The following is an 11,196-nucleotide window of genomic DNA, read 5'->3' as shown; positions in this document are numbered from 1 at the left end:
CGCAGTACTACAGCCTCTCCAAGCGTACGGGGCTGTATGCGCTGGAAGCCTATCAGCGTGCGGGTGGCCAGACGATCGGAACGAACGGCAAGAGCATCATCAACGCAACGGCCGATATCGGCGACGGTCAGAACAGCGCGCCGTCCTCGTCACGCAGCCAGTTCGCGGCAGGCGTGGGTATCATTCACCGCTTCTAAGCGCGTGGGGTGGCGGCGTAGCGTTACTCCGCCACCGTAATTCGCTTTCGACATGCGATGGTTGGACCGTCGCTATCGTTGCCGGCAACGTCACCTAATAAGGATAACTACGCGTGAGCGGAAACGGCAACCTACTCCCGTCAACTTGACAGAGCCGTTTCAAGTCATCCCCCTTGTCACAGAACTGCAGATGGCCGAGGGTTTATCCTGGGTCAAGAGGCTTGAAGAAGCCTGTCGTGAATGCCGTTAAATGTACCAGATAGTTAACAAATTGGGGCGTTCACATGAAGTTGTCCACCAAGTTGCTGGCTCTGGTCGTCGCGGCCTTGGTTGGCGTTGTACTCGTTGCGGCAACCGCCGTTCAGACTGTACGCAGCTCGCTTGTCGACAGTCGGCGGGAGCAGATCGTTATTCTTCTGACGAAAGCCGAGCATCTTGTCAATCACTACCGCGACCTGCAGTCGCGTGGCGTGCTAACGCGCGACCAGGCCCAACAGGCCGCCAAAGACGTCGTCTCCCAGCTCAACGCGAACACGAAGAGCTACTACTGGGTCACCACGGCCGATGGCGTGAATCTGGTCCACCCGAATGCCCGGTTCATCGGGACCAGGGCTAAGGGCAATAAAACCACGACAGGGTTGACCGACAGCGAGGCTTACCGTGAGGGCATGGCGGCTTCGCATATTGCGCTCGTCGACGTACTCGTGAAGCGCAACCCGGATGCGGACCCGGAGCCGAAGTTGCAAGGCGTGGTTGCGATACCCGATTGGGACTGGTGGATCGGCACCGGTTTTTTCTATGACGACATCAACGCAGCGTTCATGAAGCTCGTCATCGTTCTGGGTTCCATTGCAGCCGTCATCTTCACCGCGGTTGGCGCGATCGCATGGGCCGCAACGCGTGGCGTGAAGAGGGCTCTCGGCGGGGAGCCTGCTTACGCGGCTCATATCGCCACGCAAATCGCGGACGGCAATCTGGCCGTCGAGGTTGAAGTGGGACGGGCGTTACCGGGCAGCCTGCTATGCGTGCTGAACGACATGAAATCAAAGCTCGCGGCCGTCGTGTCCGAGATTCAGTCGACGAGTCATTCGATCGCGACGGGTTCAGGCGAAATCGCGCAAGGCAACCTTGATCTGTCCCAACGCACAGAAGAGCAGGCGGCGTCATTGCAGGAAACGGCCGCCAGCATGGAGCAGATTACGGCGACCGTTAAGCAGAACGCGGACAACGCAAGACAGGCAAACGGGCTCGCCAATGCCGCGACCGAGGCCACAGCGCGCGGAGGTTCCGCGGTGCAGGAAGTGGTCGGGACGATGAAGCAGATCGAGAGCGAGTCGAAAAAGATCGCCGAGATCACCTCGGTTATCGAAGCCATTGCTTTTCAAACCAACATCCTTGCGCTCAACGCCGCTGTCGAGGCAGCGCGGGCAGGCGAGGAGGGGCGCGGTTTTGCTGTCGTGGCAGGCGAGGTCCGCGCCCTTGCGCAACGCAGCGCCGCAGCCGCGAAAGATATCAAGAGCCTGATCCAGGCGTCGGTGGCGAATGTCAGCGGCGGCACCCGGCTGGTCGAGGTAGCCGGTGGCCGGATGGCCGAGATCGAACAGTCGATTCGCCGGGTAACCGACATCATGGGTGAGATTTCCTCCGCGTCGGACGAGCAGAGTACAGGCATTGAGCAGGTCAGCCGTGCGGTGTCGCAGATGGATGAAGTGACGCAGCAGAACGCTGCGCTGGTGGAGCAGGCGGCCGCGGCCGCGGCGTCGCTCGACGAACAGGCAGGGCGCCTGCGTTCTGTGGTGGCGGTATTTCGGGTGGCTGGACAATAGAGGATTTCCGCGCGATTGTACGATTCGGCTGCCTTTCGCCAGCCTACGCTTCCAAGGAGTTCCGGAATTTTTGCTACGTACTGCGAGACCGTAGCAGGCATCTACCCGGCGCCTCCCATGCCCAGCAGGAATGACAGTTATGCAATCGCGCTGTCTTCTCCGGCGGTTTGCATTGACGGACTATCCCTCCCACGCAATGTGCGTTGAACATCATCAGGAAGGAGATTGTCATGTCACTTCAAGCCAGGCTCGATGCATTCAAGGCCGATTTCAAAGGCGGTAAAGCCCCATTCTTTGCACCGCCGGAAATCCATCCGGTCATGGAACGTGCGACGGCCGAACTCGTGGCGTCCGGCCAGGCCGCACGCGCGCTCAAAGCAGGCGACCTAGCACCGGAATTTACCCTCAATGATCCGGAGGGCAAACCCGTGTCGTCTGTCGAGCTGCTGAAGCAGGGGCCGCTCGTAATCAGCTTCTACCGCGGCGTATGGTGCCCGTATTGCAATCTTGAACTGACGGCCCTGGAAGAAGCGCTGCCGTCGTTCAAGGCCGAAGGTGCAAGTCTGGTTGCGATCTCCCCGCAGAATGCCGTGAACAGCCGCAAATCGGTCCGCACCAACAAGCTGAACTTCCCGATCCTGAGCGACACGCACAATGATGTGGCCGCCGCATTCGGCATCCGCTTTGCTTTGCCCGACTATCTCGTGGATCTGTACAAGAACCTCAAGAACGATCTGCCGGCGTTCAACGGAGATGACAGTTGGACGTTGCCGATGCCGGCGCGCTACGTGGTCGGGCAAGACGGAACGATCCTGTACTCGGAAGTCAACCCTGACTATACGCACCGTCCGGAGCCCCAGGATATGTTGCCGGTTCTCCGCAAGAAGGTCGCTTCGGCGTCCTGATTCGGTCCTGATTCGGTCCTGTTTCGTTCCCGGCCGTGAACCGTCGGGAACGATTGGACAGGCAAGCTGGTACATCAACATCGAGGCAATATGAAATCACGCACTTTTCTTGTAACCGGTGCCAGCAAAGGCATCGGCAGAGCCGTCGCAGCGCGACTGAACGCAGACGGGCACCGGGTTGTGGGACTGGCACGCCAGGCAGACGACCCTGGCTTCCCAGGAACGCTCGTGCCTGTCGACCTGTCCGACCGCGTGAAAACGCAGGCTACGCTCGATAGGCTTGTGGCGGAATACAAGTTCGACGGTCTGGTCAATAACGTTGGGCTGGTCAAACCGCAGAGGCTGGGCGCCATCGATCTGGACACGCTCGACTCCGTCATGTCGCTCAATCTGCATCCGGCTGTACAGGCGGCGCAAGCACTCCTGCCCAACATGAGCGCCCAAGGCTGGGGGCGAATCGTCAACATAACGAGCCTCACTGTCCTTGGCATCGTGGAGCGTACGGCTTATGCCGCCGCCAAGTCCGCCCTGGTGAGTTTTTCGCGCTCCTGGGCGCTTGAGCTGGCGACCACCGGCATCACAGTCAATTCCGTCGCGCCCGGCCCCACGGAAACCGAACTGTTTAGGGCCAACAACGCGCCAGGAAGCGAAGGGGAGCAGCGCTATCTCGCCGCCGTCCCAATGAAACGCTTCGGCAAGCCTGACGAGATTGCTGCAGCCATCACTTTCCTGCTGTCCGATGACGCTGCTTTCATTACGGGTCAAACGTTGTTTGTCGATGGCGGCGCTTCGATTGGCAAGGCTTCAATCTGAGGGCCGAATATCTCCTCAATCCAGGCGACGAAAGCGCGTGCCTTTGCACTGACCATGCGCCCACTGGGAAAAACTGCCCACAGGTCGATACCCGGCAATTCCCAGTCGGGCAGCACGCGTTTGACGGCACCACTTGCGAGTTCCGGCGTGAACATCCATTCCGAAGCGATCGCGACGCCCATGTCGGCGAGCACGGCCGCGCGTACGCCTTCCGCCGCGTTCACGCGGACGCGCCCGGCGACGACAATTGACGTTTCCGAATTGCCTTGCCTGAACGACCACACGCTTCCGCCGCCGCCCTGCTCGTACACGATCGCCTGATGCGATAGCAGATCCGCAGGTACCCGCGGTTCGCCGGCTTTTGCGAACCAGGCTGGCGTGCCGACGACGCAACGCCGCCCGTGACCGACCTTGCGTGCGGTCATGTTCGAGTCGCCAAGCACTCCCATCCTGACTGCTACGTCGATGCCGCGTTCCAGCAGATCGATGTTTTCATCGTCGAGCACAATGTCGATGTTGAGTTCAGGGTGTCGATCAAGAAATGTCTGGAGCCTTGGAAGGATGTGAATCCGCGCAAAGGTCACCGCTGCTGAAATCCTGAGACGACCCGAGAGGGCGCCAGCCGATCCTCTTGCCGCAACCTCCGCCTCGTCCGCCTCTTCGATCGCCCGCTTTGCGCGCTCGTAAAATGCGTGGCCTGCTTCGGTCGGCGTCAGCCCGCGCGTCGAGCGAAGCAGCAGTCGAACCGCGAGCCGCTCTTCGAGTTGCGCGATGGACTTGGAAACGGCGGGCTGCCCAACGTTCAGCAACCGCGCTGCCGCCGAAAAAGAACCGGACTCCACCACACACACAAACGTTTCCATCGCTGTCAGTCGGTCCACGGTCGTCCCTCCTGGAACGGATGTCTGGGGCTCGAGCGTCGCACCGTCAAACACGCGCGACGAAACCTGCTTGCCGGAAGATACACCACCGCGCCACGTTGTTTTCCGTAGCGTCGGCATAACACTCATGCCGCACAGGCATACGGTAACGCGTTCTTATCCTCAGCGCTTTCCCTTGCGCCGTAAGCTGTTCGCCGATAGAGACGAAGTTCGCCCGATATGCCCCAAGGGAATGAGTGTTATGCAGTCGCGCTGCCTACCCTGATCCGTTCAATTCAACGACGATGTCTCTGTGTCTGGCGAACCGCTATCAGGAGCTCGTCTGACAGCAAATCGTCGTTGTGGCTCGCCGCCGCAGCTGCAAGAGTCATCGAACGTGTTACCGCACTCGTACCGCAAGCCGGTGCTAACTGATCCGCAAGGAGTAACTCCATGAGCAAGCTGTTTTCAGCCGTCAAAGTGGGCCCCTACACGCTTTCCCATCGCGTCGCGATGGCGCCATTGACACGCATGCGTTCGGAGCCCGGCGACGTGCCGGGCGATCTGATGGTTGAGTACTACACGCAGCGCGCAACCGAAGGTGGTCTCATCGTCACTGAGGCAACCCCCGTTTCCGTACAAGGCTACGGCTATGCAATGGCCCCGGGAATCTACTCCGACGATCAGATTGCAGGGTGGCGCCGGATCACGGATGCCGTGCACGCCAAAGGCGCTCGCATCTTCCTGCAGTTGTGGCATGTTGGCCGTCAGTCTCACCCCGATCTTCAGCCCGGTGGTGCGGCGCCCGTCGCTCCGTCGGCGCTGAGAGCTGAAGGCCATGCGTATTCGGTGAACGGCGAAGTCGAATTCTCGATGCCCCGTGCACTTGAATTGCACGAAATCCCCGCCATTATCGAGGACTTCCGCAGGGGTGCCGAGCGGGCACTGCGCGCGGGCTTCGACGGTGTGGAGCTGCACGGCGCAAACGGCTACCTGCCGGACCAGTTTCTCCAGGACGGTTCAAATGCTCGCACCGACGAGTACGGTGGAGCGATTGAAAATCGCGCCCGCTTCTTCCTCGAAGTGACGGATGCACTGATTTCGGTGTGGGGAGCGGATCGGGTTGGCGTGCGCATTGCACCGAGCGGCACCTATGGCTCGATGTATGACAGCGATCCGGAAACCACCTTCGGTTACGTGACGGAGCAGTTGGACAAGCGTGGCATCGGCTATCTCCACGTGGTCGAGCCGCGCATCAAGGGCACGGAGACGATCGGCGAAGTTCACGATCCGGTCGCGGCGCGCCATCTGCGCCCGAAGTTCACCGGCACGCTAATCGCTGCAGGCGGTTTCACGAAAGAGACTGCGGACGCGATCATCGAAGCGGGCCACGCGGACATCGTAGCGTTTGGCCGCCACTTCATCGCCAACCCCGATTTGCCGGAGCGCCTGCGGTTGAATCTGCCACTCAACCGGTACGACCGTAGTACTTTTTATGGCGGTGACGCACGCGGTTACACCGACTATCCGTTCCATGCTGAAACGCAGGCGGCGTAATTCTGCATCTCACCATCCAGACCAGGAAGGGCGGATTCCGGTATTTGACTCCCTTCACGCAAGTACGGCCTGAACGACGCAGCGACCGGTGCTAACGTAGTGCCGGTCGCTGCGCTATCCACTTCGGCATGGCAGGGCGACGGGTTCCAATCTACCTTGTGATCTTCATAAAGAACTAGCGAGCGTATTCTCCTGACGCGAAAGCGCGCACCTGGCGCTTTCATAACCGCAAAGCCGATTGCGTCGCCGCAGCGATATCCTTCGCCACGGACAACAGAGCTCGGCTGTGCGCTTTGACCAAGCCGTCGTAACCTGACCCGACAGCGGTCTCATGGACGAAAGAACGTCCTGCAATCTGCTTTCCTCCGTTTGGAGGACGCACCGACCAGATAACGGCCAGCATCACCGTACCGTCCGCCGATGAATCGAAGTTCTGCACGTCAACCGTTACGCGGTAGGCGTTGTCATTCGCGCGCTGAGGAAAAGTCGATACGATCGCCCCTGGAATGATCTCCGCCAGATCCGCAGCGAGTACGCGGGGAATCTGACTCTTCAATGGATCGGCCCAGCGCGCAAACTCGTCGATACGGACGCGGTTCGCGTCGAGCTTCGTGACTATTTGCGAACGATCGACCAGTTCGGGAACCGTAACCAGATCTATTGCGATTGCAATTGGACTAGCGCCTGGCGACTGTTCAATATGCTGGACAGGGCTCAATGTGTAGAACGCCGGCGTCGGCGACGTTGCGCATCCAGTGGCAAGAACAAGCGCAATCATCGACACAGGTAATGCTGAACGTCGGCTCATGGCTTGTCCTCGGTTTTGCCGCGGATCAGCGCTTCGGGATGACGTTCGAGGTATTCCGCAAGCGAACGGATCGAGGCGGCAGCCCGCGAGACCTCGCGCATGGTGTCGGCGGTGCTTTGCTGAAGTGGCGAATCGCTTTGCATCGTGCGATTCACGGACGCGAGTGCTTCACGGGCTGCGGCCATCGTCGTTTTTGCGTCAGGTGCAATATCCGTATTGATCGTATTCAACAGCGTGTCCGCGTCACCCAGTGTCTTGCGCAAGTCTGTGGCTATTCCTTCAAACGGAATACGGTTCAGCTTCGCGACGAGATCGGTAATCGATTCCTGAAGCCCCTGCAGATTGCCGGGCACCGTAGGCAGTTGCGGCGTCTTTTTACTCCAGTCCATGGTCACTTTCGGCGCGGAGGGGAAGAAATCGATTGCGATGTACAGTTGTCCGGTCAGCAGGCTCGCTGTCCTCAGTTGTGCCCGCAGCCCCTTTGAGATCAGGTAGTCCGCGAATTCCTTTCGAGCCGAGGATATTTGACCACCTTGGTCTTTCCATTCGTCGCGTGGAATGAGGCGCTCCGGGAAAATGTTGACTTCGACCGGAATGCTGAATTCCCGCGTAGCCGGATCGAAGTGTGTGTTGATCGCCGATACCTCGCCGATGACGATCCCGCGGAAGTCGATGGGTGCTCCCACGGTGAGCCCACGCACAGACTCCTTGAAGTTCAACACGTACTTATCGGTGATTGAGTCATGCCGCTTCATCGCTTCTGTTCGATTGAGGAAAAGCGGGTACTGGTGCAGGGCATCGGCTTCAACCCCAGTCTTTGTGTCGGGTGGACTCTCGAATGCAAGGCCACCAATCAGGATCGATACCAAAGATTCGGTGTCCACCTTCACGCCGGTCGTATCCACGGTCACATCGACGCCGCTTGCGTGCCAGAAGCGGGTGTCGTTCGTCACGTACTTGTCGTAAGGCGCGTTGACAAAGATGTGTACGATCATCCCCGCGCCTTCGGGATCGAGCGCGTAGGAGACGATCTGGCCAACCTGAAGCCTTCTGAAAAACACCGGCGAACCGATATCGAGTGAGCCGAGGTTTTCACTTTTAAGCACGAACTCCCGCCCCGGCGCACCGGAAGCGAGTACTGGCGGTGACTCGAGTCCGACGAAATCGCGTCGCGCCTTTTGCGATGTACCGATATCCATTCCGACGTGTGAACCGGACAACAACGTACCGATGCCCGATACCGTGCCGCCCGATATACGCGGCCGAACGACCCAGAAGCGGGTATCGTCGACGAGCATGCTGGACGCGTTGCGGGACATTTCGGCGCTTGCAAGCACTGTCTTGTGATCGTCGGAGAGTTCAACGTTCCTGATTACGCCAATATCGACGTTCTTGAACTTGATCTTCGTCTTGCCGGCCTCAATACCCTCGCCGGTGGAAAACCTGATCGTGATGGTCGGGCCTGTTTGCATGACGGACTTCACGGCCAGCCAACCGGCGATCAGCACGGCGACAATGGGCACCAGCCACACGAGCTGCATGCGCCACTTCGAATGTTTGACAGCAACGGCGCTCGGAAAACCGGACGTATCCTGATCCTCTTTCTGTCCGGACAATTCATTCACGTTCTGACTCCACTGCGTCCCAGATGAGCCGCGGGTCGAACGACAACGCCGCGAACATGGTCAGTACAACCACCGCGCCGAAGGCAATCGATCCGGAACCCGCGTCGATTGTTGCGATTGAACCGAATTGCACGAACGCGACAAGGATGGTGATCACGTAGATATCGAGCATCGACCAGCGACCGACAAACTCAATCAATCGATAAATACGCGTGCGTTGGTGAGGAATTCGCGGAGAGCGCAACTGGGTACTCCACGCGAGATAGGCTAACGAAAGAATCTTGAGCACGGGCACCACGATGCTTGCGATGAAAACGATTATTGCCAGCAACCACGATCCGGAGGTCCAGAGCAACACGATGCCGCTCAGGATCGTGTCGGAGCGGGCGCCAAATAAGGTACTGGTGACCATGACCGGCAGGAGAATGGCGGGGATGTAAAGGATCATCGCGGCGAACAGGAATGCCCACGTGCGACCCAGACTATTGGGCTTGCGCGAGTGCAGCACCGCGCCACAACGTGGGCAGATTCCGGCGTGGACATGGGGGAACAGCGGCTTTGAGAGCAGGCCGCAATCGTGACAGGCGAACAGACCTGCGCGCGCGGCGGTTGCTGCCGTGATGCTTGCATTCTGCGCGTGTGACATGTCGGCGTCGCCTCGCATCGTGTCGATTCGGGCCCATAGTTCACGGGGGTTAAACGCAACAGTCGCCGCGGCAAGCAGAATCATCACGGCTCCGAACGCCCACGCACCCACCCCGGGTACGACTGTCGCGATGTGCTGGAGTTTGACGAGCGCGATCAGCATGCCGACCATCAACACCTCGATCATTCCCCATGGCGCAACGTGCCGCAGCACGCGAAGAACGATTTCAGGTTTGTGAGGAAATCCGCCCGTATGCAACGGCAGGAGAAGATAGATCACCGCTGCGATGTTCAATGAAGGCATCAGGAGTGTTGTCACGAACACAAGGCCTGCGATCGGCCACATGCCATCTGCGTAAAGCGCGGAAGTGGCGCCGAAAAGGGTGGTTTCGACAGATGCCCCATTGACCCAGAGTTCAAAGATCGGAAAGCGGTTGGCAACAGCGAAGAGAATCGCCGCGGCCAAGGTGAACGCCAGTGCCCACTCGTGCGACGTCGGCACGTTTCGGTATCGGTAGAGCGCAGCACCACATCGTTGACATCGCGCAGCACCGCGCTCAACTAGCGGCGTTTCTCGCTGAAGGAAGTCACATTCGTGACATGCGAACAAGTTGTCTCTATTCATCTTCTGCATCCGCTCGTGGAAACACGATCCAGAAACGCCCCAAGCTGACTTTCGGGGTGAGGGTCGTAAGGGAGTAGACATCGGCTAACTCGACGGGGCTGGGCCCGATTGGCCGTTGCCTTCACACGTGTCTTTCTGGGAGGTCCCAGAGCTGACGATTCAGGTGAGGGCTCAGCTTAGCACTGCAAATACTACATGTAAACCGGATAGACGGTTTGTATTATGCGGGCAGTGTCACTGCAACCAGGGCAATGCGCACGCGTTCGAAGTGTTGTGCTCGCGACGCAACGGGTCGAGGCGATCCACGACCTGGGGCGTGTGAAAACGCCACCGATCACCTAACCGAGAGGTGATTGGTACGCGGTCACGCTGTATTGAACGGCGCGTTCGGCGCAGCGTGGCTAATCAGTCAACGCTCGCCGATCACGCGTTCCCTGCGCGCCAGCGGCGGTTAGCGGGCTGACCGCTTACGAGGCTTGGGTTGTGGAATCTGCGCCGGCCAGCTCTCTTCGTCAAGAAGACGATCGAATAGTCTGTTCCGTGCCGAATTGCTCAATTGCGACAGTCCCATCAAGGAATGAAATGCGAGACCGCTGGCCGCAAAGTATCGCAACAATGACAATTCGAGGTCAGGCGCCTCGTCCTGCAACGCCTTCATTTTTGCCGTGTCAGACGCCTTGATGCTTTCGAGTAATTCAGGACTCTCGACGAGCGCTGCAAGAATGGCCCGTGCCACGGAATGCGGTTGATTCGAGGATTCCCGATACATTGCAATCTGGGCTGCAAGCGTTGGTTCAGCCTTCGATGCGCCTTCCTTCGCCATATATTCGCGTCCGATTTGCTCGAACTGAATCTGATGCTGTTCCAACAGCGCGCACAGCACGCCGTGCTTCGTGCGGAACTGATGAAGCAGTCCACCCTTGCTGATACCACTCTCACGCGACAGCGAATCGAACGTAAGCCCTCCAACACCATCTCGGGTGAGGATGGTGAAAGCGGCAGCAATCGCCTTTTTGCGGGAAATCTCCGAGCGGGTCTGGTTATCCATTATCGATATTGATGACGTTGCGACGATTGCAGCGCGCACCTGATCGCTGGCGCGCCTCTCTTCTGTGTGTGGACAAATAGCCGGCTGCAACACACTGCTGGCGAATGGCCCTGCGTACCGCCCACGGAGCAGGCGGTCTCCTGACAAAGCGTAATTGTACGCGCTCGGTTTTTTAATGTACAGACCGTCTGGACGGTTTACATCTTATTGTGTCGATGCTACTGTGGCGGCCTGATCAGTTCTCGCCTGAACTGAGCGCCACCTGGCACTTAACTGGGCTTTCGAGG

General features: G+C 59.0%; 9 protein-coding genes and 1 pseudogene. 5 read left to right on the top strand and 5 right to left on the bottom strand.

Annotated elements, in window-relative coordinates; all coding sequences use genetic code 11:
* From FSO04_RS22385 to FSO04_RS22370, 4 genes and pseudogenes are all read left to right on the top strand, one after another.
* Nucleotides 1-197, top strand: a pseudogene (locus FSO04_RS22385) (porin); the annotation flags it as partial.
* Between the two features lie 284 nt (nt 198-481).
* On the top strand, nt 482-2,023 hold the full coding sequence (locus FSO04_RS22380; protein ID WP_154562553.1) for a methyl-accepting chemotaxis protein: 1,542 nt from the start codon (nt 482-484) through the stop codon (nt 2,021-2,023).
* Nucleotides 2,024-2,253: 230 nt separating this feature from the next.
* Complete coding sequence (locus FSO04_RS22375) at nt 2,254-2,928, top strand: peroxiredoxin-like family protein (protein ID WP_154562573.1); 675 nt, start codon at nt 2,254-2,256, stop codon at nt 2,926-2,928.
* 90 nt (nt 2,929-3,018) lie between these two features.
* On the top strand, nt 3,019-3,741 hold the full coding sequence (locus tag FSO04_RS22370) for an SDR family oxidoreductase (RefSeq protein ID WP_154562551.1): 723 nt from the start codon (nt 3,019-3,021) through the stop codon (nt 3,739-3,741).
* Here FSO04_RS22370 and FSO04_RS22365 read toward each other — a convergent pair.
* On the bottom strand, nt 3,690-4,622 hold the full coding sequence (locus FSO04_RS22365) for a LysR family transcriptional regulator (protein WP_168435787.1): 933 nt from the start codon (nt 4,620-4,622) through the stop codon (nt 3,690-3,692). The genes FSO04_RS22370 and FSO04_RS22365 overlap by 52 nt on opposite strands.
* Nucleotides 4,623-5,054: 432 nt before the next feature.
* Here FSO04_RS22365 and FSO04_RS22360 point away from each other — a divergent pair, with 432 nt between their 5' ends.
* On the top strand, nt 5,055-6,158 hold the full coding sequence (locus tag FSO04_RS22360; RefSeq protein WP_154562549.1) for an alkene reductase: 1,104 nt from the start codon (nt 5,055-5,057) through the stop codon (nt 6,156-6,158).
* Between the two features lie 220 nt (nt 6,159-6,378).
* Here the strand turns inward: FSO04_RS22360 and FSO04_RS22355 are convergent, their stop codons facing one another.
* From FSO04_RS22355 to FSO04_RS22340, 4 genes are all read right to left on the bottom strand, one after another.
* Nucleotides 6,379-6,936, bottom strand: coding sequence for a PqiC family protein (locus FSO04_RS22355; protein WP_154562569.1), 558 nt, complete (start codon nt 6,934-6,936; stop codon nt 6,379-6,381).
* A 26-nt stretch (nt 6,937-6,962) separates the two neighbouring features.
* Complete coding sequence (locus FSO04_RS22350) at nt 6,963-8,582, bottom strand: PqiB family protein (RefSeq protein WP_408383665.1); 1,620 nt, start codon at nt 8,580-8,582, stop codon at nt 6,963-6,965.
* Between the two features lies 1 nt (nt 8,583).
* Complete coding sequence (locus tag FSO04_RS22345; RefSeq protein ID WP_154562547.1) at nt 8,584-9,861, bottom strand: paraquat-inducible protein A; 1,278 nt, start codon at nt 9,859-9,861, stop codon at nt 8,584-8,586.
* Between the two features lie 451 nt (nt 9,862-10,312).
* Entirely contained in the window at nt 10,313-10,909 is a 597-nt protein-coding gene (locus tag FSO04_RS22340) for a TetR/AcrR family transcriptional regulator (protein WP_154562545.1), read from the bottom strand.
* Between the last annotated feature and the right edge of the window lie 287 nt (nt 10,910-11,196).

Origin of the sequence: Paraburkholderia madseniana, from assembly GCF_009690905.1 — a bacterium.
Taxonomy (GTDB): domain Bacteria; phylum Pseudomonadota; class Gammaproteobacteria; order Burkholderiales; family Burkholderiaceae; genus Paraburkholderia; species Paraburkholderia madseniana.
Note: the sequence above shows the minus strand (reverse complement) of the source record. Positions and strands in the feature narration are given on the sequence as shown.

What these genes read in the sequence shown, in the direction of transcription:
- FSO04_RS22380 (WP_154562553.1), top strand. Translation starts at nt 482, where the DNA reads ATGAAGTTGTCCACCAAGTTGCTGGCTCTGGTCGTCGCGGCCTTGGTT.
- FSO04_RS22375 (WP_154562573.1), top strand. Translation starts at nt 2,254, where the DNA reads ATGTCACTTCAAGCCAGGCTCGATGCATTCAAGGCCGATTTCAAAGGC.
- FSO04_RS22370 (WP_154562551.1), top strand. Translation starts at nt 3,019, where the DNA reads ATGAAATCACGCACTTTTCTTGTAACCGGTGCCAGCAAAGGCATCGGC.
- FSO04_RS22360 (WP_154562549.1), top strand. Translation starts at nt 5,055, where the DNA reads ATGAGCAAGCTGTTTTCAGCCGTCAAAGTGGGCCCCTACACGCTTTCC.
- FSO04_RS22355 (WP_154562569.1), bottom strand. Translation starts at nt 6,936, where the DNA reads ATGATTGCGCTTGTTCTTGCCACTGGATGCGCAACGTCGCCGACGCCG.
- FSO04_RS22345 (WP_154562547.1), bottom strand. Translation starts at nt 9,861, where the DNA reads ATGAATAGAGACAACTTGTTCGCATGTCACGAATGTGACTTCCTTCAG.
- FSO04_RS22340 (WP_154562545.1), bottom strand. Translation starts at nt 10,909, where the DNA reads ATGGATAACCAGACCCGCTCGGAGATTTCCCGCAAAAAGGCGATTGCT.